The sequence below is a fragment of the Streptomyces sp. NPDC048481 genome (genome assembly GCF_043200075.1).
In the GTDB taxonomy this organism is placed as follows: Bacteria; Actinomycetota; Actinomycetes; order Streptomycetales; family Streptomycetaceae; genus Streptomyces.
Window position 1 is genome coordinate 25,471 of record NZ_JBICXC010000004.1, and the last position, 23,777, is coordinate 49,247.

At 74.0% G+C, this 23,777-nt stretch carries 25 protein-coding genes; 11 read left to right on the forward strand and 14 right to left on the reverse strand.

Going from position 1 to position 23,777, the window contains the following annotated elements:
- Positions 1 to 11: 11 nt before the first annotated feature.
- On the forward strand, positions 12 to 2,258 hold the full coding sequence (locus ACGFSH_RS14180) for an FUSC family protein (protein ID WP_393348194.1): 2,247 nt from the start codon (positions 12 to 14) through the stop codon (positions 2,256 to 2,258).
- A 46-nt stretch (positions 2,259 to 2,304) separates the two neighbouring features.
- Here ACGFSH_RS14180 and ACGFSH_RS14185 read toward each other — a convergent pair whose 3' ends face one another.
- The 5 genes from ACGFSH_RS14185 to ACGFSH_RS14205 all read right to left on the reverse strand — a co-directional run bounded on the left by ACGFSH_RS14185 (position 2,305) and on the right by ACGFSH_RS14205 (position 5,719).
- Positions 2,305 to 2,736, reverse strand: coding sequence for a hypothetical protein (locus ACGFSH_RS14185; protein WP_069772077.1), 432 nt, complete (start codon positions 2,734 to 2,736; stop codon positions 2,305 to 2,307).
- A 28-nt stretch (positions 2,737 to 2,764) separates the two neighbouring features.
- Positions 2,765 to 3,601, reverse strand: coding sequence for a DUF1206 domain-containing protein (locus ACGFSH_RS14190; RefSeq protein WP_393348196.1), 837 nt, complete (start codon positions 3,599 to 3,601; stop codon positions 2,765 to 2,767).
- Between the two features lie 235 nt (positions 3,602 to 3,836).
- Positions 3,837 to 4,166, reverse strand: coding sequence for a DUF5133 domain-containing protein (locus ACGFSH_RS14195; protein WP_393348198.1), 330 nt, complete (start codon positions 4,164 to 4,166; stop codon positions 3,837 to 3,839).
- Between the two features lie 52 nt (positions 4,167 to 4,218).
- On the reverse strand, positions 4,219 to 5,034 hold the full coding sequence (locus ACGFSH_RS14200) for a SigB/SigF/SigG family RNA polymerase sigma factor (protein ID WP_393348200.1): 816 nt from the start codon (positions 5,032 to 5,034) through the stop codon (positions 4,219 to 4,221).
- 226 nt (positions 5,035 to 5,260) lie between these two features.
- Entirely contained in the window at positions 5,261 to 5,719 is a 459-nt protein-coding gene (locus ACGFSH_RS14205; RefSeq protein ID WP_393348202.1) for an ATP-binding protein, read from the reverse strand.
- A gap of 26 nt (positions 5,720 to 5,745) precedes the next feature.
- Here ACGFSH_RS14205 and ACGFSH_RS14210 point away from each other — a divergent pair, with 26 nt between their 5' ends.
- The 3 genes from ACGFSH_RS14210 to ACGFSH_RS14220 all read left to right on the forward strand — a co-directional run bounded on the left by ACGFSH_RS14210 (position 5,746) and on the right by ACGFSH_RS14220 (position 7,401).
- Positions 5,746 to 6,021 (forward strand): hypothetical protein, encoded by a 276-nt coding sequence (locus ACGFSH_RS14210; protein ID WP_393348204.1) that lies wholly within the window; start codon positions 5,746 to 5,748, stop codon positions 6,019 to 6,021.
- A gap of 214 nt (positions 6,022 to 6,235) precedes the next feature.
- Positions 6,236 to 6,457 (forward strand): hypothetical protein, encoded by a 222-nt coding sequence (locus ACGFSH_RS14215; protein ID WP_393348207.1) that lies wholly within the window; start codon positions 6,236 to 6,238, stop codon positions 6,455 to 6,457.
- 488 nt (positions 6,458 to 6,945) lie between these two features.
- Entirely contained in the window at positions 6,946 to 7,401 is a 456-nt protein-coding gene (locus ACGFSH_RS14220) for a cyclic nucleotide-binding domain-containing protein (protein WP_393348209.1), read from the forward strand.
- A 142-nt stretch (positions 7,402 to 7,543) separates the two neighbouring features.
- Here ACGFSH_RS14220 and ACGFSH_RS14225 read toward each other — a convergent pair whose 3' ends face one another.
- Both ACGFSH_RS14225 and ACGFSH_RS14230 read right to left on the reverse strand, forming a co-directional pair.
- The gene (locus tag ACGFSH_RS14225) at positions 7,544 to 8,845 is read right to left on the reverse strand and encodes an MFS transporter (RefSeq protein WP_393348211.1); all 1,302 of its coding nucleotides are present in this window, start codon (positions 8,843 to 8,845) and stop codon (positions 7,544 to 7,546) included.
- A gap of 103 nt (positions 8,846 to 8,948) precedes the next feature.
- Entirely contained in the window at positions 8,949 to 9,566 is a 618-nt protein-coding gene (locus ACGFSH_RS14230; RefSeq protein ID WP_393348213.1) for a LysE/ArgO family amino acid transporter, read from the reverse strand.
- Between the two features lie 113 nt (positions 9,567 to 9,679).
- On the opposite strand from ACGFSH_RS14230, the gene ACGFSH_RS14235 reads away from it, so the two are divergent.
- Positions 9,680 to 10,609 carry a LysR family transcriptional regulator ArgP gene (locus ACGFSH_RS14235; RefSeq protein WP_393348215.1) on the forward strand — a complete coding sequence of 310 codons (930 nt, stop codon included), beginning with the start codon at positions 9,680 to 9,682 and terminating at the stop codon, positions 10,607 to 10,609.
- Here the strand turns inward: ACGFSH_RS14235 and ACGFSH_RS14240 are convergent.
- Entirely contained in the window at positions 10,584 to 11,306 is a 723-nt protein-coding gene (locus ACGFSH_RS14240; protein WP_393348218.1) for a TetR/AcrR family transcriptional regulator, read from the reverse strand. The genes ACGFSH_RS14235 and ACGFSH_RS14240 overlap by 26 nt on opposite strands.
- Positions 11,307 to 11,461: 155 nt before the next feature.
- On the opposite strand from ACGFSH_RS14240, the gene ACGFSH_RS14245 reads away from it, so the two are divergent.
- Together ACGFSH_RS14245 and ACGFSH_RS14250 are read left to right on the forward strand one after the other, a co-directional pair.
- The gene (locus ACGFSH_RS14245) at positions 11,462 to 12,679 is read left to right on the forward strand and encodes a saccharopine dehydrogenase family protein (RefSeq protein ID WP_393348220.1); all 1,218 of its coding nucleotides are present in this window, start codon (positions 11,462 to 11,464) and stop codon (positions 12,677 to 12,679) included.
- 103 nt (positions 12,680 to 12,782) lie between these two features.
- On the forward strand, positions 12,783 to 13,031 hold the full coding sequence (locus tag ACGFSH_RS14250; protein WP_393348222.1) for a WhiB family transcriptional regulator: 249 nt from the start codon (positions 12,783 to 12,785) through the stop codon (positions 13,029 to 13,031).
- Positions 13,032 to 13,150: 119 nt separating this feature from the next.
- Here ACGFSH_RS14250 and ACGFSH_RS14255 read toward each other — a convergent pair whose 3' ends face one another.
- The 4 genes from ACGFSH_RS14255 to ACGFSH_RS14270 form a co-directional block, all read right to left on the reverse strand.
- Complete coding sequence (locus tag ACGFSH_RS14255) at positions 13,151 to 14,995, reverse strand: sensor histidine kinase (protein ID WP_393348225.1); 1,845 nt, start codon at positions 14,993 to 14,995, stop codon at positions 13,151 to 13,153.
- Positions 14,992 to 15,690 carry a response regulator gene (locus ACGFSH_RS14260; RefSeq protein ID WP_393348227.1) on the reverse strand — a complete coding sequence of 233 codons (699 nt, stop codon included), beginning with the start codon at positions 15,688 to 15,690 and terminating at the stop codon, positions 14,992 to 14,994. The genes ACGFSH_RS14255 and ACGFSH_RS14260 overlap by 4 nt, the downstream gene beginning before the upstream one ends.
- A 17-nt stretch (positions 15,691 to 15,707) precedes the next feature.
- Positions 15,708 to 16,442, reverse strand: coding sequence for a L,D-transpeptidase family protein (locus ACGFSH_RS14265; RefSeq protein WP_393348229.1), 735 nt, complete (start codon positions 16,440 to 16,442; stop codon positions 15,708 to 15,710).
- 64 nt (positions 16,443 to 16,506) lie between these two features.
- A complete protein-coding gene (locus tag ACGFSH_RS14270) occupies positions 16,507 to 17,922 on the reverse strand; it encodes a M1 family metallopeptidase (protein WP_393348231.1) in 1,416 nt (471 codons plus the stop codon).
- 153 nt (positions 17,923 to 18,075) lie between these two features.
- Here ACGFSH_RS14270 and ACGFSH_RS14275 point away from each other — a divergent pair, with 153 nt between their 5' ends.
- Positions 18,076 to 18,435: a DUF488 domain-containing protein gene (locus tag ACGFSH_RS14275; protein WP_393348234.1), complete on the forward strand. Its 360-nt coding sequence runs from the start codon at positions 18,076 to 18,078 to the stop codon at positions 18,433 to 18,435.
- A gap of 77 nt (positions 18,436 to 18,512) precedes the next feature.
- Here the strand turns inward: ACGFSH_RS14275 and ACGFSH_RS14280 are convergent, their stop codons facing one another.
- The gene (locus ACGFSH_RS14280) at positions 18,513 to 20,186 is read right to left on the reverse strand and encodes an FAD-binding dehydrogenase (RefSeq protein ID WP_393349139.1); all 1,674 of its coding nucleotides are present in this window, start codon (positions 20,184 to 20,186) and stop codon (positions 18,513 to 18,515) included.
- 17 nt (positions 20,187 to 20,203) lie between these two features.
- Entirely contained in the window at positions 20,204 to 20,863 is a 660-nt protein-coding gene (locus ACGFSH_RS14285) for a TetR/AcrR family transcriptional regulator (RefSeq protein WP_393348236.1), read from the reverse strand.
- Positions 20,864 to 20,993: 130 nt separating this feature from the next.
- On the opposite strand from ACGFSH_RS14285, the gene ACGFSH_RS14290 reads away from it, so the two are divergent.
- From ACGFSH_RS14290 to ACGFSH_RS14300, 3 genes are all read left to right on the forward strand, one after another.
- The gene (locus ACGFSH_RS14290; RefSeq protein WP_329406561.1) at positions 20,994 to 21,623 is read left to right on the forward strand and encodes an alpha-ketoglutarate-dependent dioxygenase AlkB; all 630 of its coding nucleotides are present in this window, start codon (positions 20,994 to 20,996) and stop codon (positions 21,621 to 21,623) included.
- Positions 21,624 to 21,763: 140 nt separating this feature from the next.
- Complete coding sequence (locus ACGFSH_RS14295) at positions 21,764 to 22,513, forward strand: MBL fold metallo-hydrolase (protein WP_393348238.1); 750 nt, start codon at positions 21,764 to 21,766, stop codon at positions 22,511 to 22,513.
- Between the two features lie 10 nt (positions 22,514 to 22,523).
- A complete protein-coding gene (locus tag ACGFSH_RS14300; RefSeq protein ID WP_393348240.1) occupies positions 22,524 to 23,759 on the forward strand; it encodes a DUF4032 domain-containing protein in 1,236 nt (411 codons plus the stop codon).
- The last annotated feature ends 18 nt before the right edge of the window (positions 23,760 to 23,777 follow it).

Genomic DNA, 23,777 nt, shown 5'->3' on the forward strand with positions numbered 1-23,777 from the left:
AGTACGGCGGCGTGAGGACGGCGGCACGGGCGTTCGGCACACGAGGGCGGGACCGGGTCGCGGCGTCCGACCCCGGGCTGCTGCGGCTGGCCGCCGGACTGCGGACGGTGGGCGCGATCACCGTGACGCTGGCCGGGCTGTCCCTGTTCGGCGCCGACATCTCCCATCTGGTGGCCGGCGCGATCGCCTCGATGGTCGCCACGTTCGCGGTCCGGGAGAAACAGCGCGACCGGCAGGCCGTCACCCTGGCGCTGGGCCTGCCGGTCGCGCTGGCCTCGGTGTCGGTGGCGGCGCTGCTCAGTTCCCGGACGGTGGCCGGCGATCTGTTCTTCGTCGCGCTGATCTTCTGCGCGGTCTACGGCCGCCGGTTCGGCGACCGCGGCACGGCGCTGGGACTTATCGGCTTCCAGGTCTACTTCATGTCGCTGTTCGTCGGCGTCGGGACGTCGTCGCTGCCCGGGTACTACGGGGTGATCGCCGTGGCCTTCGCGAGCAGCGCGGTGGCCCGGTTCGCGCTCGTGCCGCAGACGCCGGCCGGGATCCTGGGGCGGCTGCGCCAGGCCTTCCGGGCGCGGCTGGCGCAGTTGCTCGACGCCCAGCTCGACCTCCTGGACGCGGCGCCGGACGACGTGGCGAAGGCCGTCGCCCAGGTGCGCGAGGGCACCGCCCGGCTGCACGAGACGGCCATGATGATCCAGGGCCGGCTGGACGAGGGCACCCCGGACGAGTCGGTGGCCCGCCTGGTGCAGCGGCGCATCGCCGACGCGGAGATCGCCGCCGAGCGCCTCGGCCTGCTGCTGCTGACGGCCCGCAGCGCGGAACGCGCCGACACCCTGACCATGCACCTGCCGGGCGCGCCCCTGCCGGACAGCGGCCGGCTGCCGGTGCGCGACGACGCGCTGGAGACCCTGCGCCGCGACCTGCTGGCCCTGCGGCTGCTGGTGCGCCATCCGGCGGCCGCGGGGACGGGGACCGCGCTGTCCCAGGTGCGCAACCGGCTGCTCGGCTACCGGGACGAGGAGAACCTGCCCAAGGCGCCGCCCGCGGTGCAGGACGTGTTCCGGGGGGTCGGCGAGGCGGCGCGGGCGGTGCTGGGGCTGCGGATCGCGCTGGACGGCCCGCAGGACGAGTCCGCCGACAGCCCCGAGACCGCGCGCTCGCGCGAGGAGCTGGACGCCGAGGACGCCGCGATCGGCGGAGCCGAGGAGGACGAGCAGACGGCGGAGCAGCCGACGGGCCTGCGACGGCCGACGACGCGGGCCGCCGTGCAGGTCGCCGTCGGCTCGGCGCTGGCCATCGTCGGCGGCGAGCTGCTCTCCTCGCACCGCTGGTACTGGGCGGTGCTGACCTGCTGGATCGTGTTCATCAACACCGCCTCCACCGGGGAGATCCTGGTCAAGGGCTACCGTCGGCTGCTGGGCACGGTGCTCGGCGTGGTCGCCGGCATCGTGCTGGCGGGGCTGGTCGGACACCACACGTGGACCGCGTTCGCCGTGGTGCTGCTGTGCGTGTTCGCGATGTTCTACACGGCGCCGCTGTCGTACACGCTGATGTCGTTCTTCGTCACGGCAGCCCTGGGCGTGCTGTACACGCTGCTGCACACCTACAGCCTGTGGGTGCTGGTGCTGCGGGTGGAGGAGACGGCGCTCGGGGCGGCCTGCGGGATCGTCGCGGCGGCGCTGGTGCTGCCCGTGCACACGGACCGGCGCACCAACGAACTGCTGACGGCGGTGCTGGAGCGGCTGGACGAGGTCACCGAGGCCGCCGTGGAGCAGCTGAGCGGCGCTCCCGCGGCCGATCTGCTGGACCGGGCCCGCGATCTCGACCAGGCGCTGGCCGACCTGCGGGCGGCGGTGCAGCCGCTGACGCATCCGGTGACGCCGCTGCGCACCAGACGGGACACCGCCCGGTACGTCGTGGCACTCCTGGAGACCTGCGCCTATCACGCCCGGTCGCTGGCGGCCACCGCGGAACTGCTGCCGACGCATCCGTCGATAGCGGCGGATCCCCGGCTGCGGCGGGCGGGGCAGCGCATCCGGCACAACATCGGGGCGATCTCCGCGCGGGTCGCGCGGGAGCCGGGCGCCGCCGAGGTCGTGACCGGGCCGAGCATCGCGGCCCTGCTGAAGCCGGGGGTGCCGGGGACGCCGCGTTACGGCCGGGTGACCGACCGGGTGCTGCGGCATCTCCAGCGGCTGGACGAGGCGGTGGTCGGCCTGGCCCGCCCGCTCGACGCGCCGGTGGCCCGGCCGCGGTGAGGGCGGGCCCCGGCCGCCGGGCCCGGGCGCACGCTCGGAGGTCCGTTCAGAAGTCCGTGGACATGCCGCTCGCGGCCGCTATGCCCCGCAGCGCCTCGGTGTCCTGCTGACGCTGCTGGATGCAGCCGGCGATCTCGGCGAGGCGGCCGGGGTCGGACGCGGTGGCCGCGTCCGTGACCACCCGGACCGGGCCGGTTCCGTCGACCTGGATCTCGACCAGCTGGTTGTCCAGCCGGCCGGTGACCGCGGTGGCGATGACGAGGGCCGCCTCGTCGCGGATCTCCTGGGGCAGGTCCTCGGTCTCCTCGGGGTCGAGGGCGAAGTCGAGGCTCTCGGGGGGCTGTTCGTCCAGGGCGCGCAGCGCGGGCGCCACGACCTTCAGCAGGAGCTGGTAGTCCTCGCTGTCCATGCGGACGCGAAGCAGGTCGAGGTACATGTCCACGGGCCGTCCGTCGCGCGGGAACTCTGCATCGTTCATCTCGTCCGTGTTCCCCGTGAGGCCGACGTCAGACCTTGCGCCAGCGGGCCATGGCGAACGAGAACAGTCCGAAGAGCATGAGCCCGGCCGCGACGCAGGCCAGCAGGCCAGGTCCGGCGGGGGTGCCGGCGAACGAGCGCAGCGTGTCGTCCAGCCCCTTGGCCTTGTCCGGCTCGTACTCGACGGCGGCCCGCACGGCGAAGACGCCCGCCGCGGCGAAGACCAGGCCGCGGGTGCCGCCGCCGCCCACGCCGGTGACGTCCACCAGGCGCCGCACGCGGGGGGACATCTCCCCCAGCCGCAGCTTCTTGTGGTAGGAGCGCATGACGGCCCGGGCGGCGATCCACAGGCCCGCGACGACGATCCCGACGCCGGCGACGCCGACGATCCACTGTCCGCCGGACAGCTCCAGCACCCGCGCGGTGACGTCGCGGGACTGTTCGTCACTCGATCCGCCGCCGCTGCCGGAGCCCGCGGCGAAGGCGAGGACGGAGTAGGCGACGAAGGAGTAGAAGACGCACCGGCCGAGCGCCACCAGCCGCTTCTTCGCGCTGCGCCCGTCGGCGCCGACGGCGCCGAAGACGGCCTCGGACAGCCGCCACAGGGCCATGCCGACCAGGCCGACGCCCAGCGCCCACAGCACCACCGAGCCGAAGGGCTTCTCGGAGATCTCGGCCAGGGCGCCCTGGCGGTCCGCCTCCTCCTTGGTGTCGCCGAAGGCGATCTGCAGGGCGAGCAGCCCCACCAGCAGATAGATCACGCCCCGTGCGGCGAAGCCGGCCTTTGCGGCCCCCTTCGTCACCGAGCCGCGTGCGGCCCGTTCCGCTCCGGCACGGCCGTTGCGTGCCATGGCGCTCGCGTTCATCGCGTCCCCTCCCTGAAGTCTCCCCGAATTTGGCAGAGTCCGACTGCCCCGCCTCCAGGCGCACACACGTACGGGTGCGCACACACCTGCGGCCGGCCGCCCCTGATGGGGGCGGCCGGCCGCGAGTGCGGGGCGTGCGGGTGGTGCGGGGCCCGGGCGGGGCGGGCCGGACGCAGGCACGGTGGCCGGGCGGACGGCCGCGCACCGCCTTGACGGGCGCGGCCTCCGGCGCCTTTCAGGCGTACACGCGGGGGCCGTCGTCGCTCTGCGGACGGGCCCCCGCCGTCTGCGGACGCGGGACGGGCTTCTGCTGAAGGCCGGGGGCCGTCTGCCGGCGGACCACGGTGGTCTGCGGGCGGGGCGCAGCGGTGTCGGCGGCGGACGCCGCCTCCAGCCAGCGGCGTGCCGTGCGCAGGGCGTCGTCGACCTCGCGGGTGCCGGTGGACACGCACAACGTGTAGGCGAGGTCGCGCTCCTGCGCGCGCGCCTCGGCGGTGCCGTCGGCGGACAGTGCCTCGTACTCGTCGACGAGCGTGCGCAGGACGGCGGGATGGGGCATGAGCATCGGCGGGCTACTCCTGACGTCGAGAGGGGGAAGGGGGTTCGGTGTCGGGCTGTCAGCGCAGGGCTTCCTGGCGCACGCGCTCGCAGCTGCGGCTGATGAGCCGGGAGACGTGCATCTGGGAGATGCCGAGCCGGTCGGCGATCCTGCTCTGCGTCATGTCCTCGAAGAAGCGCATGTAGAGGATGGCGCGCTCGCGCTCGGGAAGGCGGCGCAGTCCTTCCTTCGCGGACTCGCGGTCGACCACGACGTCGAAGGAGGAGTCGGCGGCCCCGAGGGTGTCGGCGAGGCTGTAGCCGTCGTCGCCCGAGGGGGCCTCCGCGTCCAGCGAGAGGGTGCTGAAGCTCTCCAGGGCCTCCAGGCCGGCGGTGACCTCGTCCTCGGTCAGCCCGGTGTGGGCGGCGATGTCGGCGACCGACGGTTCGGGTGCGCCCGGGCTCTGGGCCAGTTCACGGCGGGCGACGCGCACCTTGTTGCGCAGTTCCTGCACCCGGCGGGGCACCCGCAGGGCCCACATACGGTCGCGGAAGTGCCGCTTGATCTCACCGGTGATGGTGGGCACCGCGTAGCTTTCGAAGGCCCCGCGTTCGGGGTCGAAGCGGTCCACCGCCTTCACCAGTCCGAGGGCCGCCACCTGGCGCAGGTCTTCCAGGGACTCGCCGCGGTCGCGGAAGCGGCCGGCGATCCGGTGGGCCATGGGCAGCCAGGCGGTGACGATCTCGTCGCGCACCGCGTCCCGTTCGGGCCCCTCCTCCAGGGCGACCAGCCGGGCGAACCGGCTCGCGGTGTCGGGCGCGTCGTCGTGGGTACGTCGCGGCGCAGCGGTGGCGGCCGGTGCGGCGGGACGGCTTGTCGACATGTCGATGAGCATGCGTAAACGCTCCTGAACGGTTGTTTCAGGTGACTGACGACGGGAGGGCTCCTGACACCCGGGGAGCGTGCAGCGCCCCGAAGCGGTCCCACCGCTCCCGTCGGCGCGCCTCCGGTCCGAAGCACGAACCTCCGTCTGCCCTGCCCCCGGAGGCGCAAACTCCGCAGGCGAAAAAGGTGTTCGGACGCGGTCCGGAAGGAGGCCGGGAACCGGACCGGAGGACCGGTCAGAGGGCCGGCCGGAAGACGGGGACGACGGCGGTGATGCGCTTGCCGCCTGACGGCAGGTCCACGACCTCGACGTCACGGGCGAGCCGGCAGACGATCGGCCAGCCGCGCCCGCCGACCCGCCGTCTGCCCTGTTCGTCGAGGGGGCCGACGGCGACGGGCATCCGGTCGCTGCGGTCGCTCACGGACACGCGCACGGCCCGCCCGTCCATGCCGACGTCGAAGCCGGCGACTCCCCCGCCGTGCAGGAGGGCGTTGCTGGTGAGCTCGGTGGCGACGAGCAGGGCGTCCGAGAGGGCCTCCTCGTCATAGGGGCGTCCGAGGGCTCGGCGGCGGGCGTTCACCGCCTTTCTCACGGCGCTGCGGACGTCGGCCGGCCGCCACCGCCCCTGCCCCTCACAACGGAACTGCGGGGCCTCGGGCGCCCTCGCGCGGTCGGTCGAGTCGTTCGTACGCATCCTTTCGCTCCCCTGACTTGACGGCTGTGACGGCTGTGACGGCCGTGCTGTGGATCGACGGGTTGTGGAAGCGCCACCGGACGGGGCGGCCGCCGGACGGGCAGACCGAGGCCGGGCGGATCGCAGCCGAGCGGATCGCGGGCCGGCGCGGATTGCGGGCCGGGCGGTCGCCGGTCTGGCAGACCTCCCGCCGCGCGACTGTCGTCCCGGCCCTGTCCCTGTCGTCGTCGGCGTCGTCGGCGCACGTCCGCGCGCGACGCCCACGGGCGGCCGCACCGGCGCCCACCGGGGCGGTCTGGTGATGGCGGGGCGCGCGGACTTCCCAGCGGGAGGCCCGAAGGGTGGGCCACGGTCCGGTGGCGCGGTCCGGGGCCGGCCGGCGCGGTCTGCTGTTGTCTCCTGACCGGCTGACCTTCCCCGCGACGGCCAAACCTCCCGGACCGGGAGCAATCGTCCGGGGAGGATCGGGCGGCGCCGGGAGCCATACGTCCGGCCCGGTCCGGGTAGGCGGCCTGCATGACCGATGTCGTGGACTCCGACGAACTGCTGCGGCGCATCCAGCGCTCCCGCACCTGCGCCCGGGAGGAACTGCTCGCCTGCCGGGCCCGCAGCGCCGACCTCTCCCAGACCGACCCGGACGGGGCGCGCGACGCGCATGTGCGGGGTCTCGCCTACGAGGCCGTGGTGAGAGTGCTGGACGAGATCGTGACCCCCGGCCGTTCCGCCGACGGGGACTGAACCGCAACGCGCGCGTACGGCACCGCAGTTGCGGGCCGCCTTGGCGAGCTCCCGACGAGCGGGACGCGGGAGGCGGCCGGATCGCGCACGGCCGCCGCGAGGAGGGGACCGCCCGGCGGCGGCGGAGTGAAACGGGTCACTGGACCGGGTTTCCTGTGCGGGAAACCGCCATGAATGGTTTACGGTTCATCCATACGTGGTGGTCGGGGTCGAGCTGCTCCTCCTCCGTCCGCCACCCTTCATCTGCCCTGGCTGGCTTCCCCCGTCCAGCCAGGGCTTCTTCATGTCCGCGCCGGGCCTGCGCCCGGGACGACCGGGACACCAGGGACGCCCGGCACCCGAGGCCGTACGGGACCGGCGGTCCGGATCGCCGGATGTGCCGATACCGGGAAAGTACCGTCCGCCGAGGTGCCCGGGACGGCGGCAGCGGCTCCAATGGGAAGGGGAGGAACACGCCCCTCCGAACCGTCGGCGAGGAGCCCCGCGCCATGACCAAAGCGACCAGACTGCTGACCGCCCTTCCCCCGCCCCAGCGCGCACGCCTGATGGAACTCGCCAGGGAGGTCTCCTTCGCGGAGGACGCCCCGATCTTCGAGGCGGGCGGCACGGCCGACCGCTTCTGGGTCGTCCGGTCCGGTGCGGTCTCGCTCACGCAGCAGGTGACGCCCCAGCGGCGGGTCACGGTCGCCAGTCTCGGTGCCGGCGATCTGCTCGGCTGGTCATGGCTGTTCCCGCCGTACCGCTGGGACTTCGGCGCCGAGGCCTTCAGCCCCGTGCGCGCCTACGAGTTCGAGGCGCAAGCCGTGCTCAAGCTCTGCGAGGAGGAGCCCGCGCTCGGGATGTCGCTGGTGCGGATCGTGGCGGAGATCCTCGCGCACCGGCTGGAGATGACCCGGGGCCGGCTGATGGAGCAGTACGGCTCCCACCGGCACGGAGCGCTGTAGCCCCGACGGCGACGGCTCTCGCGCAACGCACGCCGGCCCGGCCTCGCGGACGTCCGCGAACCGGCGGCCGGGCCCCCGCGCGATCCCCGGACCGGCGGCCGGGCCCCCGCGCGATCCCCGGTCCGGCGGCCGGCCCGCCGCGTCAGACGCGGTAGCGGCGCAGGGCCGGCACGGCCGCCGCCAGGGCCAGCATGAGGACGACGACCAGGAGTCCTCCGCCCGCGACGGCCGCACGAGGCCCGAACGCCGCGCCCGCGGTGCCGTGCAGGACGTCGGCCAGCCGCGGGCCGCCCGCGACGACCACCGTGAAGACGCCCTGCATCCGGCCGCGCATCTCGTCGGTGGCCGCCGACAGCAGGATCGCCCCCCGGAAGACCATGGAGACCATGTCGGCGACGCCGGCGCAGGCGAGGAACGCCACCGCGAGCCACAGGCTGCCGCTCAGCCCGAAGCCGGCGATCGACACCCCCCAGGCGACGACCGCGCCGATGACCATCCAGCCGTGCCGGCGCGCCCGGGAGAACGTGCCGGAGAACAGGCCGCCCAGCACCGCCCCGACCGGGATCGCCGCGAACAGCAGGCCGAGCGCGAGGCCTTCGCCGTACGAGCCGTAGGTCTCGGCCGCGAGCTGCGGGAACAGGGCGCGGGGCATGCCGAAGACCATGGCGATGACGTCGGCGAGGAAGGACAGCAGCAGCACCTTGTGCAGGGCGATGTAGCGGAAGCCGTCCGCGATCTCGCGCAGACCGGCGCGCCGCACGCTCGCGCCCGTCGACGGGGGCAGCGCGGGCAGCCGGAACACCGCCCACAGGGTCACGCACAGCGCGACGGCGTCGAGGAGGTACAGCTCGGGCAGCCCGATCACGGGGATCAGCGCCCCCGCGAGCAGCGGCCCGGCGACCAGGCCCGTCTGCATGACGGTGGAGCCGAGCGCGTTGGCGGCGGCGAGTTCGTCCGCCGGGACCAGCCGGGCGATGGAGGCGTTGCGGGCGGGCGAGTTGAGGCCGAAGAACGCCTGCTGGACGGCGAGCAGCACCATCAGCACGGCGACCGAGCCGAGCCCCGAGGCCGCCTGGACCCAGAACAGCACCGAGGTGACGGCGATGCCGCTGTTGGTCACCAGCAGCAGCTTGCGGCGGTCGACGGTGTCGGCGACCGCACCGCCCCAGAGCGCGAACAGCACCATCGGCGCCAGCCCGGCGAGGCTCGCGTAGCCGACCCAGGCGGAGGAGCCGGTGATGTCGTAGATCTGCTTGGGCACGGCGACGGCGGTGAGCTGGCTGCCCACGGCCGTGACGACGGTGGAGGACCACAACCGCCGGTAGGCGGGCCGGCGCAGGGGCCGGGTGTCCATGGCCCAGCGACGCCGGCCGGGCCCGTCGGGAACCGGCCCGCTCTCCACGGCCTCGGGGTCGGGGACGGAGGTGCTCTCGCTGGTGTCCACGCAGTTCCTGGTTGCTCGTTACATCTTTCGATTCCGAGGGTCACTATGGCAGCCCTCCTGGAATTCGGCCGCTCTTTTGACCCCGCCGTCCCGGATCACGGACTCAGGCGCGGACGATCAGCAGCAGGCCGAGCGTGATCATCGTGGCGGCCACCAGAGCGTCGAGCACCCGCCAGGCCGCGGGGCGCGCCAGGAAGCGGCCCAGCGCCCGGCCGCCGAAGCCCAGCGCGGCGAACCAGCAGAGGCTGGCCAGCGCCGCGCCCAGACCGAACGTCCAGCGCAGCGAGCCGCGGTCGGCGGCGACCGAGCCGAGCAGGAAGACGGTGTCGAGGTACACGTGCGGGTTGAGCCAGGTCAGCGCCAGGCACGTGAGCACCGCGCGGCGGCGGGAACCCGCGGCCTCGCCTTCGCCGCGCAGCGCCTGCGTGCCGGGGCGCAGCACGCGGCGGGCCGCGAGCAGCCCGTACCCGAGCAGGAACGCCCCGCCGACCCAGCCGACCACGGTCAGCGCGTCGGGCCAGGCCACCACCACCGCGCCGACCCCGCCCACGCCGAGCGCGATGAGCACGGCGTCGGACAGGGCGCAGATCCCCACGACGGCCAGGACGGCGTCCCGGCGGATCCCCTGGCGCAGGACGAACGCGTTCTGGGCGCCGATGGCGACGATGAGCGAGAGACCGGTGCCGAAGCCGGCGGCCGCGGCGGTGAGTGCGGAGGACATGCCGTCCACGCTAAGCATGCGATCACTGCGGGTACAGCTAAAGATTCTTACGTATCATTAGCCAGCGTGATGATTCCTGTGACGGCGCCGACGCGACCGGCGGTGACGCGGCGATGATGACGGACCTCCCGCTCGACCAGGTGCGCACCCTGCTCGCCGTGGTCGACGAGGGCACCTTCGACGCGGCCGCGGCCGCGCTGCGGGTGACGCCCTCGGCGGTCAGCCAGCGCGTCAAGGCGTTGGAGCAGCGCACCGGCCGGGTCCTGCTGCTGCGCACCAAACCGGTGCGGCCCACGGAGTCGGGCGACATCGTCGTGCGGTTCGCCCGCCAGCTGGCGCGGCTGGAGCGCGACACGCGGGCCGAGCTGGGCATGAGCGGCGAGGGCGAACCGACCCGGGTGACGGTGGCGGTGAACGCGGACTCCCTGGCCACCTGGTTCCTGCCGGCCCTGACCAGGGTCGCGCAGGAGCCGCCGCTCTGTTTCGAGCTGCACCGCGAGGACGAGACCCGCACGGCCGAACTCCTGCGGGAAGGGCTGGTGATGGCGGCGGTGACCTCGTCGCCCGTGCCGGTGACCGGCTGCTCGGTGCGGACCCTGGGCACGATGCGCTACCTGGCCGCGGCCTGCCCCGGCTTCGTCGCCCGCCATCTCGCCGACGGCCCGCTCCACGAGACCCTGCCGCGGGCGCCGGTCATGGCATTCGACCGCAGCGACGACCTCCAGGACGCCTTCGTGCGCGGGCTGCGCCGGGGCGCCCGGGGCGCGGGTCCGGTGCGCCACGCCATGCCGACCTCGGAGGGCTTCACGGCCTCGGTCGTGGCCGGGCTCGGCTGGGGCATGGTGCCCGAGGTGCAGGCCGGGCCCCTGCTGCGCTCGGGCCGTCTGGTGGCCCTGGCCCCCGGCAGGCCGCTGGACGTGCCGCTGTACTGGCAGCAGTGGAGACTCGACTCCCCGGCCCTCGCGGCGGTCGCGGACGCGGTGGCCGCGACGGCGGCGGAGTCGCTGCACCGCACCCCTAAGGCCGGCGGCGGTCCGCCGTGAGGGCCGCCAGGCGGGCCTGCGCGCTGTCCAGCAGCATCTCCAGCGCGGTGGGATAGGCGCTGGTCACCATGCGTTTCGACAGCAGGGGGGCCGCCTCGGCGATCCTCGGGTGGGTCTCGGCGGGCAACCGGGCGTAGGTCGAGCGCCAGATCGCGTCGTCGGCGCGCTGCGCGGCGCGGGGCAGGGCCAGCGCGGCCGCGTCCAGGGCGGCGAACGCCAGGGTCTGGTCGATGAACGCGTGATAGATCCGCACCGTGTCGGGCAGCGGGAAGCCGGCGGTGCGCAGAACGTCCAGGACGGCCTCGTCGGCGGCGAGTTCGTTGGCCCGGCCGGTGACCCGGCTCGCGGTGAGCTGGGCGGCCTGCGGATGGGCGACGTAGGCGGCATGGATGCGCAGGCCCACGGCGTGCAGGTCCGCCCGCCACTCCCCCGTCGGCCGCCAGCCGCGCAGCGCCTCTCCGATCAGCGCGTCCCCGATGGCGAGAGTCAGTTCGTCCATGCCGCGGAAGTAGCGGTAGAGGGTGCTGGGGTCGCAGTCGAGGGCGAGCCCGAGCCGGCGGGCGCTGAGCCCCGTGCTGCCGTGCTCGCGCAGCAGCCGCAGCGCGGCCTCGACGATCAGGGTCTCCGACAGCACGGTGCCGCTCCGGGTGGGCCGGCGCCGGCGCCGCTTCTCCTCCGGGACGACCTGCTTCGCCATCGGCCCCACGCTCCCTCGTCGCCCGGCCGGACGGGTGGACCCGTCCGCTCTTATGCCAACGCCATTGACCTTACGCGGACCGGCGGCGTTGTATCGGGTGCGGGCCCCGCTTCGCACACTTTCGTCTCGCACTCTCACCCGAGGGAGTTCTCGCCATGCGTGTCCTGCTCGTGGGCGCCGGCGGTGTCGGCACCGCCATCACCCGGATCGCCGCCCGCCGTCCCTTCTTCGAGGCGATGGTCGTCGCCGACTACGATCCGGCGCGCGCCGAGGCCGCCGTCGCCGCGCTCGACGGCGACGAACGGTTCCACGCCGAGCGCGTGGACGCGTCCGACGAGGCGGCCGTGACCGCCCTGCTCGCCCGCCACCGCTGCGACGTCCTGCTCAACGCCACCGACCCGCGGTTCGTGATGCCCCTGTTCCACGCAGCGCGTGCCGGCGGGGCCCGTTATGTCGACATGGCGATGTCGCTGTCGCGGCCGCATCCGGAGCGCCCGTACGAGGAGTGCGGTGTGCGGCTCGGCGACGCGCAGTTCGCCGAGGCCGACGAGTGGGCCGAGGCGGGCGCCCTCGCCCTGGTCGGCATGGGCGTCGAACCGGGGCTGTCGGACGTCTTCGCCCGGTACGCCGCCGACGAACTCTTCGACGAGATCGAGGAGATCGGCGTCCGCGACGGGGCGAACCTCACCGTCGAGGGCCACGACTTCGCGCCCTCCTTCAGCATCTGGACCACGATCGAGGAGTGCCTGAACCCCCCGGTGGTCTACGAGGCCGACCGCGGCTGGTTCACCACCGAGCCCTTCAGCGAGCCCGAGGTGTTCGACTTCCCCGAGGGCATCGGGCCGGTGGAGTGCGTGAACGTCGAGCACGAGGAGGTGCTGCTCGTGCCGCGCTGGGTGAAGGCGCGCCGGGTCACCTTCAAGTACGGCCTGGGCGGCGAGTTCGTCGAGACCCTCAAGACGCTGCACCGGCTGGGGCTGGACCGCACCGCCCCGGTGACGGTGCCGGGCGAGCAGGGGCCGGTGTCCGTCTCGCCGCGTGACGTGGTGGCCGCCTGTCTGCCCGACCCGGCGACGCTGGGCGAGTTGATGCACGGCAAGACCTGCGCGGGCACCTGGGTGCGGGGCGTCAAGGACGGTGCGCCGCGCGAGGTGTACCTCTACCACGTGGTCGACAACCAGTGGTCCATGGCCGAGTACGGCAGCCAGGCCGTGGTGTGGCAGACGGCCGTGAACCCGGTGGTGGCCCTGGAGTTGCTCGCCGGCGGAGCCTGGTCCGGCGTGGGCGTGCTGGGTCCCGAGGCGTTCCCCGCGCGGCCGTTCCTCGACCTGCTGACGGAGTACGGCTCGCCGTGGGGCCTGCGGGAGCAGTGAACGTCTTTCCGGGTCCGCCCTGTTTCAGCGCGGCCGTGCCGGTGACCCGATCGGAGGCAACACATCCGGAACGGCACATACGACCCGATCGCAGGTGACTTCGATGGACGACTGGCGAGAGCATGCCGAATGCCGCACCGAGGACCCCGACCTCTTCTTCCCGATCGGCACCTCGGGCCCGGCACTGATGCAGACGGAACAGGCGAAGGCGGTCTGCCGGCGCTGTCCGGTGCGTGAACCGTGCCTGGAATGGGCCATGGAGACCGATCAGACGCTCGGGGTGTGGGGCGGGACGAGCGAGACCGAGCGGCGCGCCCTCAAGCGCCGCATCAGGGCCCGGCGCAGTGCCTGACCCGGTGGAACCGGCAGCGCGGAACCGGCCGCCGCTCTCGACGCCGGCCCGACCGGCGGACGCACGCCGCCCGGGCCGGGCCGCCGCTCGCGCCCCGCGGCCGCTCGGGGCGGCGTCCGTCAGCCGTCCGCGGGCGGCGGGGACACGGGCAGCCGCAGAGTGAACACACTGCCCGCGCCGGGTTGCGCGGCCGCTTGCGCCGTACCGCCGTGAGCGGCCGTCAACTGGCGCACGATCGCCAGGCCGAGGCCGCTTCCGCCGGTACGGCGGCTGCGTGACTTCTCGGCCCGCCAGAACCGCTCGAAGACGTGCGGCAGATCCTCCTCGGCGATGCCCGTGCCGGTGTCGGCGACCGTCAGCACCACCTCCTCGCCGTCCCGTCGCGCGCCCAGCGTGACGGTGCCGTCGGGCGGCGTGTGGCGCACGGCGTTGGCGACGAGGTTGCCGAGCGCCTGCCGCAGCCGCACCGGGTCGGCGTCCAGCCAGGGCAGGCCGTCGGTCTCGGTCCGCAGGGCGACCCCGGCGCCGTCGGCGGCCACGCGGTGGGCGGCGGCGACCTGGGCGAGCAGTTCGTCCGCGGCGACCGGCTCGCGGCGCAGCACCAGGGTTCCCGCGTCGGCGGCCGCGAGGTCGCGCAGGTCGTCGATGACGCGTTGCAGCACGAGGGCCTCCTCGTGCAGGGCGCCGAGCAGTTCGGCGTCGGGCTCGACCAGTCCGTCGCGCGTGACCTCCAGCCAGCCGCGGATGTTGGTGAGCGGGCTGCGCAGTTCGTGGGCGACGTCGCTGACCAGCGCCTTGCGCTGGCCCTCCAGGCGTTCGCGGCGCTCGGCGAGGTCGTTGAACGCCTCCGCGAGGATCCCCGTCTCGTCCCTTGTCGTGACGGGCACGCGCGCGTGCCGCTCCGGGGGCTGCTGCGCTGCTTCGGTGAGCGCGCGCAGGGGCCGCACCAGGCGGGTGGCGACGACGGCGCTCACGGCGACGGTGACGGCCAGCACCAGGCCCGCCGCGCCGAACACCTTCGTCTTGTTGGCCGGCGACATGTCCCAGCGGGGCGCCGCGCCGCTGTCCCCGCCGCCGAGGAACAGCTCGGCGACCGGCGCCACGTACGGATCGAGCTGCGTCCGGCGGGCCTCCTGGAGGCAGGCCTGGGCCGCGCGGCCGGATCTGCCGTCGCCCGCCTTGACGAACGCGGGCCCGGGGGTGGCGTCCCGGCCGCCGACGGCGGGGACGGCCGCCCCGAAGTACAGCGGTATGCCGGGATCGAGGCCCTCGCGGACCAGACAGGGACCCGCGCGGTCCTGGAGCACGGTCAGCGCCTTCCGTTCCGTGGGCGTGGGTGTGTCGAGCCGTCCGTCCGCGCACTCCTCGGGCACGTAGTCGTCCGCCGTGCCGCCGTCGGCCCCGGCGAGCACCGGGCGGCCGGACGGGGTGTGGGCGACGGTCGTCTCGATGCCGTAGCGGGAGAAGCAGCGCCGGCGGGCGCGCGCGATGCCGTCGAGCTTCTGGCGTTCGAGCGGGGTGAGGCGGTAGGGGCCCACGACACGGGGGTCGGTGCCGCTGAGCTGGGCTCCGCGCTCGGTGTAGGTGTCGGTGCGCAGCGGGTCGACGGTGGCGGCGGCGCGCGGCGGCAGCGAGGTGCCCCGCGGCGCGGAGTCGGCGAGGAGGGTGCGGTCGGGGCTCGTCAGGGCGATGCGCCGGCCGGTCCTGGCGGACAGGTCGCGCACCGTGCGCCGCACTCCCGTCCAGTCGGCGTGGGTGGCCGCGTAGCCGCTGAGCCGGGCGAGGATGTCCATGTCGTCGGAGAGCGCCTGGCCCTGCTCCTCGCGCAGTGCGCGGGTCGTGGTGGCGACCGCCAGCCACGCGGTGGCGGCCACCGAGCACACGGCGATCAGCACCGAGGCGCTCAGCAGCCGCACCGACAGCCGTTTGCGCAGGGGTATGCGGGCCCCGGTCCGGCGCGTCACGCGCGGCCGCCGCTGAGTTTGTAGCCGACGCCGAACACGGTCAGCAGCCGTGCCGGTCTGCGCGGGTCGGCCTCGATCTTGCGGCGCAGGTTCATGATGTGCACGTCCACGGCCCGTTCGGTGGAGGAGCGGTCGAAGCCTCGGGTGCACTGGAGCAACTGGAGCCGCGAGAAGACCCGTTCGGGTTCGGCGGCCATCGCCAGCAGGATCTGGAACTCGGCGGGCGTGCAGTCCACGGGCTCTCCGTCGCAGCGCACCTCGTGCCGCTCGGGATCGACGGCGAGCCCGGCGGCCCGTACGACGCGCTCGTCCCGACGGTCGGCGCCCGCGCGGCCGCTGCGCCGCAGGACGGTGCGGATGCGGGCCATCAGCTCACGTGGGCTGTAGGGCTTGGTCATGTAGTCGTCGGCGCCGAGTTCCAGGCCCAGCAGCACGTCGTCCTCGGCGGCGCGGGCGGTGAGCATCAGCACCGGCAGGTCGTCGTCGCGGCGCAGCACCCGGCAGACGCCGAAGCCGTCGATGACCGGCAGCATCAGGTCGAGGACCACGAGGTCCGGCCGGTCGCGCCGCACCGCGTCCAGTGCGGCGGAGCCGTCGTGCACCACGGTGGCGGTGTGCCCCTCGGCGATCAGCGAGCGGCGGATGAGTTCGGCCTGCATCGGGTCGTCCTCGGCCACCAGTACATGAGCGCACACGCCACGACTCCGTTTCCTCAGCGGGCCAGGGAGGCACGGTCGCCCATGACGACCACGGGGCGCAGCGCCGGGTCGAGCGTGCGCAGCAGTTCCCTCATGTGCCCCTCGGAGATGCTCACACAGCCGTGGGTGGGCCCGCCGTGGTCGACGTGGAACCAGATGCCGCCGCCCCGGCCCGCGCCGAGCGGCCGGGTCCAGTCGAGCGGCGAAGTGCCGGGCTCACGGTTGTAGTTGATCGCCACCACGTAGTCGAAGGACCCTTCCAGCGATTCGCCCTCGAAGCCGGTGCCCGGCGAATGGAAGCCGGAGCCGTGATCGTAGGGCAGTCTCGTGCCGGGGTCGGCCCGCAGCCCGCCGGCGTCGGTGAGGCCGTAGACGCCGACGGGCGAGCGCAGGTCGCCGCCCTTGTGCCGGTCGCTCCAGCCGCGCAGCGCGTTGTGCGCGGGCCAGGCCGCGCCGGGCTGCCAGCCGGAGCCGGTGCGCCGGTACAGGACCACCGTGGAGAGCGGCGAGTTCCTGCCGCGGCCGCTCACCACGACCGCCTGCCGGGCGGTGCTCGGAACGGCCGCCCGGGTCCGGGGCCCCAGCCCGGGTATCTCCCCCGCCCCGGCGGTGGTTCCGGGCGCGGGGGACGCCGGGGCTCCCCCGACCGCGACCGTGGGGTGCGCCTGGCCCGCGGAGGCCGTGCCGCCGCATCCGGTGAGGAGAAGGGAGGCAGCGAGCAGCGCTGCACGGGGGCGGTGCGTGATCATGAGGTGACCTTGGCCGAGAGATGTGTGGAACTCGTCAGGTTCCCCCTGCCCGTTCAGCGGGAGATCACGGGTGGCGGGGCTTGCCCTGCGCGTACAGCCAGGTGGTGAACAGCGCGTGGAGGTTCCTGCCCGACTGCCGCTGCGCGAGCCGTTCGAACTGGGCGGTGGTGCCGTGGCCGTAGCGGTGTTGCGTGGCCCAGGCGCGCAGGATGCGGAAGAAGGCGCGGTCTCCGACGGTGGTGCGCAGGACGTGCAGGGCCATCGCGCCCCGGGCGTAGACGGGGGTGCCGAAGATGTGGGCGCCGCTGCCGGGGGCGCCGGGCGGGAACGCCCACAGGCCGTCCGTGGCGGGTCGCGCGTACAGGGCGTCGAAGGACTTCTGCGCGCTGACGCCGCCGTGCTGCTCGGCGTAGAGCCACTCGGCGTAGGTGGCGAAGCCCTCGTTGAGCCAGATGTCCTTCCAGGAGGTGAGCGAGACGGAGTCGCCGAACCACTGGTGGGCGCTCTCGTGGACGAGGGTGCCGAGGTCGGGGGCCCTGTCGTACACCGGCCGGGTCTGGGTCTCCAGCGCGTAGCCGACGTCCGGGGCGTGGTCGACGAGGGAGCCGGCCGCGCGGTAGGGGTAGGGCCCGAACAGTCCGCTCTCCCACTCCAGCACCGAGGGCAGCTTCTTGAGCACCGGTCCGGCCGCGGCGGCCTCCCGCGGGTCCACGGCGTCGTAGACCTGGACGCCGTCCCGCGTCGTGTAGCGGTTGACCTTGAACGTTCCCACGGTGGCGGTGGCCAGGTAGGCGGCCATCGGCTCGCTCTGGCGCCAGTGGAAGGTGGTCGTGCCCTTCGCGGTGCGCTGTGCGAGCAGGACGCCGTTGGCGACGGCGGTGCGGTCCCGGGGGACGGTGAGGTGGAAGTCGTAGGAGGACTTGTCGAGGGGGTGGTTGTTCGCCGGGAACCAGGTCATGGCGCCCTGCGGTTCGCCCGCGACGAACGCGCCGTCGTCGGTGGGGATCCAGCCGTCCGGGGAGCCGTCGGGGTCGGTGACCGGGCCGGGGGTGCCGTTGTAGGCGACGGCGATCTGGAACCGCTCGCCCTTGCGCAGGGCGCGCCGCGGGGTGACGACGAGTTCCTGGCCGTCGCGCCGGTGTCCGGCCTTGACGTGGTCGACGGTGAGCCCGGTGATCTTGAGGCCCTGGAGGTCGAGGTCGAAGCGGGTGAGCCGCTGGGTGGCGCGGGCGGTCAGGACGGCGGTGCCGTCGAGGTGGCGGCGGGCCGGGTCGTAGCGCAGCGTCAGGTCGTAGTGGCTCACGTGGTATCCGCCGTTGCCGGCGAGCGGGAAGTAGGGGTCGCCGACCCCGGCCGTGCCGGTGGGGCCGGCCGCCGCCGCGGGCCCGGCCGCGGTGAGCAGCGCGGCCACGGCGACGGGGACGGTGGCCAGGACGGCCTCGCGGCGCATGGGGGCGGGGCGTCTGCGGGGGTGTGTCACGTGCGCTCCTCGGAAGGCGGCGGATGATCAACCCCCACAGCCTAGGGACCGCGCCCGCCGACTCTCCCCCTCATTCAGGTCAAGCCGGGCCGGGATGTCGCGCGCCGCGCGCATAGGCTCTGGTGACACCCTGCCGACCCGAGGAGGGCCACCATGACGGTCCGCGTCCGCCGTGTCTACGACCCGCCCGAGCCCGAGGACGGGGCGCGGATCCTCGTCGACCGGCTGTGGCCCCGCGGGGTGTCCAAGGAGGCGGCCCGGGTCGACGAGTGGCCCAAGGGACTCACCCCGTCCACCGAGCTGCGCCGTTGGTATCACGCGGGCGAGGGGACGTACGAGGAGTTCGCGCGCCGCTACGAGGCCGAGCTGGCCGAGCCCGGGGCCCGCGAACTGCTCGACCGGCTGCGTGAGCTGGCCGGGCGGGGGCCGGTGACGCTGCTGACCGCCGCGAAGTCCCCGGAGCGCAGTCACACGGCGGTGCTGGTCCGGATGCTGGAGGCGGACCGGAGCTGACCGGCCGCGCGGGCCGCGGGCCGTCACGACGTCGGCTCTCGGCCCGTCACCGCGTCGCTCCTCAGCCCGTCAACCCGTCAGCCCGTCTGCTTGGCCGCGGCCCGGCCGGCCGCCCGGCCGGAGAAGAGGCAGCCGCCGAGGAAGGTTCCCTCGAGCGCGTTGTAGCCGTGGACGCCTCCGCCGCCGAAGCCGGCCACCTCGCCGGCCGCGTACAGGCCCTCGACCGGCTGCCCGTCGGCACCCAGGGCGCGTGAGTCGAGGTCGGTCTGGATGCCGCCGAGCGTCTTGCGGGTGAGCACGTGCAGCTTGACGGCGATCAGCGGACCGGCCTCGGGGTCCAGGACGCGGTGCGGGGTGGCGACGCGGCCGAGCCGGTCGCCGATGTAGCGGCGGGCGTTGCGGATGCCCTGGATCTGGGCGTCCTTGCTGTACGGGTTCGCCATCTGCAGGTCGCGGGCCCGGATCTGACGGCGCAGGGTGTCCGCGTCGAGCAGCGGCTTCTCCGTCAGCCCGTTCATCTTCTCGACCAGCTTCTCCAGCGTGTCGGCGGTCACGAAGTCGGCGCCGCGGTCGAGGAAGGCCTGCACCGGCGCCGGGGCGCCCTTGCCGAGCAGCCGGTCGCGCAGCACGGCCTTGCGGTCCTTGGCGGTGATGTCCGGGTTCTGCTCGGAGCCCGACAGCGCGAACTCCTTCTCGACGATCTTGCGGGTGAGGACGAACCAGGAGTGGTCGTGGCCGGCGAGGTCCTCGGTGGTGCGCAGGTACTTGAGCGTGTTGAGGGTGTCGTAGCCGGGCAGGCAGGGGTCGGGCAGCCGGCGGCCGAGGGCGTCGAACCACAGGGAGGACGGTCCGGGCAGGATGCGGATGCCGTGGCCGGGCCAGATCGGGTCCCAGTTCTGGATGCCCTCGGTGTAGTGCCACATGCGGTCGCGGTTGACGAGGCGGGCGCCGGCGCCGGCGCTGATGTCGAGCATCCGGCCGTCGACGTAGGCGGGCACGCCGGTGACCATCTCGGCGGGCGGTGTGCCGAGCCGCTCGGGCCAGTGGCGCCGCACGATGTCGTGGTCGGCGCCGATGCCGCCGCTGGTGACGACCACGGCCTGCGCGGTCAGCTCGAACGCGCCGATCGGGTCGCGGTTGGAGGCGACGCCGCGCGCGGAGTCGTCGGGGGCGAGGACGGTGCCGCGCACCCCGCGGGCGGCGCCGTCCGCGAGGACCAGTTCGTCCACCCGGTGCCGGTGGTGGAAGGTCAGCAGCCCGTCCTTCGCGGCCTGCTTGGCATACCGCACGAACGGCTCGACGACGCCCGTGCCGGTGCCCCAGGCGACGTGGAAGCGGGGCACGGAGTTGCCGTGGCCGTCGGCGCGCAGGTCGCCGCGCTCGGCCCAGCCGACGGTCGGCACGAACGAGATGCCGTGCCCGGCGAGCCAGGTGCGCTTCTCCCCCGCCGCCCACTCGACGTAGGCGCGCGCCCAGCGCACGGCCCAGGAGTCCTCGTCGTCGGTGCGGTCGAACTGCGCGCTGCCCTGCCAGTCGCTCCAGGCGAGGTCGAAGGAGTCCTTGACGCCGAGCCGGCGCTGTTCCGGGGAGTCGACGAGGAAGAGCCCGCCGAAGGACCAGAACGCCTGGCCGCCGAGGTTGGCGGCGTTCTCCTGGTCGACGAGGGCGACCCGTCTTCCCCTGCTGGTGAGTTCGTGCGCCGCTACGAGGCCCGCGAGGCCTGCTCCGACGACGATGACGTCCGCGTCCATGGCGTGGGTTGCCTTTCTCATTCGGAACATCCGGGAGGGGTGCTGCCGTCGGTCAGCAGCGCGGTGAGAAGTTGCTTCAGCCAGCCGCGGGCGCGGTCCACGTCCTTGTCCAGCAGCAGTTGGGCGGTGACGCCGTCGTAGGCGGCGACCACCGCGCGGGCGGCGGAGTCCGCGTCGCCGAGGACGGCGGGCAGCGCAGTGTGGCCGCGCGCGCGGGCCAGCCGGTCGGCGATCGCCTTGCGCAGCCTGGAGCGGTGTTCGAGGAGGGTCTGCGCGACCGTGGCGTCGCGGGCGGCGTGCACCAGGAAGTCCGTCTTCACCAGCAGCCAGTCGAGGTCGAGGAGGAGGACCTCGGTGACGCGGTCCACGGAGGCCGGCACGGCGAGGTCGGGTCCGTCGCCGGCGAGGGCGTCGGCGACCTGCCGGGCGATGAGGTCGGCGCGCTCCCGGTAGAGCGCGAAGAACAGCTCGTCCAGGCTGGCGAAGTTGGAGTAGAAGGCGCCCCTGCTGTAGCCGGCGGCGTCGCAGACCTCCTCGATGGAGACCCGCCCGAAGCCCTTGGCGGCGAACACGGCGAAGGCGGCGTCGAGCAGGTTGGCGCGGGTGCGGGCCCGCCGCCGCGTGACGCGCACCGCCGGTTCCGGCTCCCGCTGCGGCTCCGGCTGCGGTTCGGCCATGGGAGGACCTCCGTTCGATACGGAAATGTATCCGATACACCGGTGCATCGAAAGAGCCGGACCGTCCCGCCGTCACGGGGACGGCCCGTCTACTGCGAACATATTTTCGAATGAGGAGTACGCTGGTGGTATGACCGCGCACCACCTTCAGGGCTCCCTCTTCGACCAGGCCGACGAACTGCGGCTCGGCCCGCTCGACGGGATCCGCCGCACCGTGCTCGGCGCGGGCGCCTGGATCGACGTGCTGCCGGGCTGGCTCACCGGCTCGGACGCGCTCTTCGAGCACCTGGCGGCCGAGGTCCCCTGGCACGCCGAGCGCCGGGCGATGTACGACAGCGTCGTCGACGTACCGCGCCTGCTGGCGTTCTACGGGGCGGGCGAGAGCCTGCCGCACCCGGTGCTGGAGGAGGCCCGCCGCGCCCTGTCCGCGCACTACGCCGACGAGCTGGGCGAGCCGTTCGTCACCGCCGGCCTGTGCCACTACCGCGACGGCCGGGACAGCGTCGCCTGGCACGGCGACCGGATCGGCCGCGGCGCCCGGACCGACACGATGGTCGCGATCCTCTCCGTGGGCTCCCCGCGCGACCTGCTGCTGCGTCCCGCGGGCGGCGGCGAGACCGTGCGGCGCCCGCTGGGACACGGCGACCTGATCGTGATGGGCGGCTCCTGCCAGCGGACCTGGGAGCACTGCGTCCCCAAGTCGACCCGCGCCGCCGGACCGCGCATCAGCGTCCAGTTCCGCCCGCGCGGGGTGCGCTGAGCCCGCGCGGCACACCGGGCCAGCGCGCCGGACACGGTTCCCTCCCCCGAGGGCGGAGCCGAACCCCGCTCCGCGTCCGTGCGCGGCGGTCTGCTTTGCTGTCCCCCGTCGGGCACCTCGCGAAGGACACGGGACGGGTCATGCGGGCAGACGTACGGCAAGTGGCGGACGGCACCTACCTGGTGCACGGCAGCAACACCAACTGGGTGATCCTCACGGACGGGGACGCGGTCACCCTGATCGACACCGGCTACCCGGGCGACCGGGGACTGGTCCTCGACTCCCTGGCATCCGTGGGCAGTTCGCCGGAGGCCGTCACGGCCGTGCTCGTCACGCACGCCCACAACGACCACCTCGGCTCCGCCGAGCACCTGCGCAGCGCGTACGGCGTCCCGGTGTACCTGCACGAGGCCGAAGTGCCGCACGCCCGCCGCGACTTCCTCCAGCAGGTGAGCGTCGGGGAGGTGCTGCGCAACGCCTGGCGGCCGGGGGTGCTGCCGTGGACGGTGCACGCGCTGCGCTCGGGCGGCACCGAACAGCACCCGGTCACCGCGCCCGAGGCGTTCCCGGCCGCCGAGGGCCCCCTCGACCTGCCCGGCCGGCCGGTCCCGGTGCACACCCCGGGCCACACCGACGGGCACACCGTCTACCACCTCCCGGAGCACGGGATCCTGGTGTCCGGCGACGCCCTGGTCAGCGGACACCCGACGTCGCGGCTGCGCGGCCCGCAGCTGCTGCCGGACATGTTCCACCACGAGAAGGCCCGCGCGGTGGCCTCGCTGGACGTGATCGCCGGCCTGACCGGCGAGCTGCTGCTGCCCGGGCACGGGCCGCTCCACCAGGGGTCCGTACGGGCGGCGGCCGAACAGGCCCGCGAACGCGCCGTCTAAGGTTCGGGCCATGGCTTTGCAGATCAGCGCCACCAACCCGGAGCACCCGGCACTCCTGCTGGAGCTGCCCTGGCACCTGCCCCTGGAGGAGTGGCCCGAGGAGGTCCTGGTGCCGCTGCCGCGCGGCATCTCCCGGCACGTGGTGCGCTACGCCCGCGCCGGCGACGAGGTGATCGCCGTCAAGGAGCTCGCCGAGCGGCCCGCGCTGCGCGAGTACGAGCTGCTGCGCGACCTCGACCGGATCGGCATCCCGGCCGTCGACCCGCTGGCCGTCGTCACCGGCCGCGCCGACGACGACGGGGCGCCGCTGGAACCGGTGCTGGTCACACGGCATCTGGGCGGTTCGATGCCGTACCGCTCGATGTTCGAGACGACGATGCGCCCGGCCACCATGCACCGGCTGATGGACGCCCTCGCGGTCCTGCTGGTGCGGCTGCACCTCGCCGGTTTCGCCTGGGGCGACTGCTCGCTGTCCAACACGCTGTTCCGGCGCGACGCGGGCGCCTACGCCGCCTATCTCGTGGACGCCGAGACCGGCGACCTGCACCCGCAGCTGAGCACCGGCCAGCGCGAGTACGACCTCGACCTCGCCCGCGTCAACATCAGCGGCGAACTGCTCGACCTGGAGGCCTCCGGGGCGCTGCACCCCTCGGTGGACCCGATCGAGTTCGGCATGGAGATCTGCGCCCGCTACGGCGCGCTGTGGGAGGAGCTGACCCGCACCTCGGTCTATCCGGCGGGCAAGTACCACTACATCGAGCGCCGGATCCGCCGCCTCAACGAGCTGGGCTTCGACGTCGCGGAGATGCAGATCGAGCACTCCTCCAACGGCGACACGGTCACCTTCGTGCCGAAGGTCGTCGACGCGGGCCACCACCAGCGCCAGCTGCTGCGGCTGACGGGCCTGGACACAGAGGAGAACCAGGCCCGGCGGCTGCTGAGCGACCTGGAGAGCTGGATGGCCACCCAGGACGACTACGCTCCCGGCGACCCGCTCGCGGCCCGCCCCGAGGTGCTGGCGCACCGGTGGGTACGGGACGTCTTCCGGCCCACCGTGCGCGCGGTCCCGCCGGACCTGCGCGGCTCCATGGACTCGGCGGAGATCTACCACGAGCTGCTCGAACACCGCTGGTACCTGTCGGAGCGCGCGCAGCACGACATCGGGCTCGACACCGTCGTCGAGGACTACGTCGCCCACATCCTGCCCAAGGCGCGCGAGACCCTGGAGCCGACCCTCCCGGAGTGACTCCGGGAGGGTCCGGCC

What these genes read in the sequence shown, in the direction of transcription:
- ACGFSH_RS14220 (WP_393348209.1), top strand. Translation starts at nt 6,946, where the DNA reads ATGACCAAAGCGACCAGACTGCTGACCGCCCTTCCCCCGCCCCAGCGC.
- ACGFSH_RS14295 (WP_393348238.1), top strand. Translation starts at nt 21,764, where the DNA reads ATGCGGGCAGACGTACGGCAAGTGGCGGACGGCACCTACCTGGTGCAC.
- ACGFSH_RS14195 (WP_393348198.1), bottom strand. Translation starts at nt 4,166, where the DNA reads ATGCTCATGCCCCATCCCGCCGTCCTGCGCACGCTCGTCGACGAGTAC.
- ACGFSH_RS14285 (WP_393348236.1), bottom strand. Translation starts at nt 20,863, where the DNA reads ATGGCCGAACCGCAGCCGGAGCCGCAGCGGGAGCCGGAACCGGCGGTG.
- ACGFSH_RS14275 (WP_393348234.1), top strand. Translation starts at nt 18,076, where the DNA reads ATGACGGTCCGCGTCCGCCGTGTCTACGACCCGCCCGAGCCCGAGGAC.
- ACGFSH_RS14200 (WP_393348200.1), bottom strand. Translation starts at nt 5,034, where the DNA reads ATGCTCATCGACATGTCGACAAGCCGTCCCGCCGCACCGGCCGCCACC.
- ACGFSH_RS14245 (WP_393348220.1), top strand. Translation starts at nt 11,462, where the DNA reads ATGCGTGTCCTGCTCGTGGGCGCCGGCGGTGTCGGCACCGCCATCACC.
- ACGFSH_RS14300 (WP_393348240.1), top strand. Translation starts at nt 22,524, where the DNA reads ATGGCTTTGCAGATCAGCGCCACCAACCCGGAGCACCCGGCACTCCTG.
- ACGFSH_RS14205 (WP_393348202.1), bottom strand. Translation starts at nt 5,719, where the DNA reads ATGCGTACGAACGACTCGACCGACCGCGCGAGGGCGCCCGAGGCCCCG.
- ACGFSH_RS14215 (WP_393348207.1), top strand. Translation starts at nt 6,236, where the DNA reads ATGACCGATGTCGTGGACTCCGACGAACTGCTGCGGCGCATCCAGCGC.
- ACGFSH_RS14185 (WP_069772077.1), bottom strand. Translation starts at nt 2,736, where the DNA reads ATGAACGATGCAGAGTTCCCGCGCGACGGACGGCCCGTGGACATGTAC.
- ACGFSH_RS14235 (WP_393348215.1), top strand. Translation starts at nt 9,680, where the DNA reads ATGATGACGGACCTCCCGCTCGACCAGGTGCGCACCCTGCTCGCCGTG.
- ACGFSH_RS14230 (WP_393348213.1), bottom strand. Translation starts at nt 9,566, where the DNA reads ATGTCCTCCGCACTCACCGCCGCGGCCGCCGGCTTCGGCACCGGTCTC.
- ACGFSH_RS14265 (WP_393348229.1), bottom strand. Translation starts at nt 16,442, where the DNA reads ATGATCACGCACCGCCCCCGTGCAGCGCTGCTCGCTGCCTCCCTTCTC.
- ACGFSH_RS14290 (WP_329406561.1), top strand. Translation starts at nt 20,994, where the DNA reads ATGACCGCGCACCACCTTCAGGGCTCCCTCTTCGACCAGGCCGACGAA.
- ACGFSH_RS14240 (WP_393348218.1), bottom strand. Translation starts at nt 11,306, where the DNA reads ATGGCGAAGCAGGTCGTCCCGGAGGAGAAGCGGCGCCGGCGCCGGCCC.
- ACGFSH_RS14190 (WP_393348196.1), bottom strand. Translation starts at nt 3,601, where the DNA reads ATGAACGCGAGCGCCATGGCACGCAACGGCCGTGCCGGAGCGGAACGG.
- ACGFSH_RS14280 (WP_393349139.1), bottom strand. Translation starts at nt 20,186, where the DNA reads ATGGACGCGGACGTCATCGTCGTCGGAGCAGGCCTCGCGGGCCTCGTA.
- ACGFSH_RS14250 (WP_393348222.1), top strand. Translation starts at nt 12,783, where the DNA reads ATGGACGACTGGCGAGAGCATGCCGAATGCCGCACCGAGGACCCCGAC.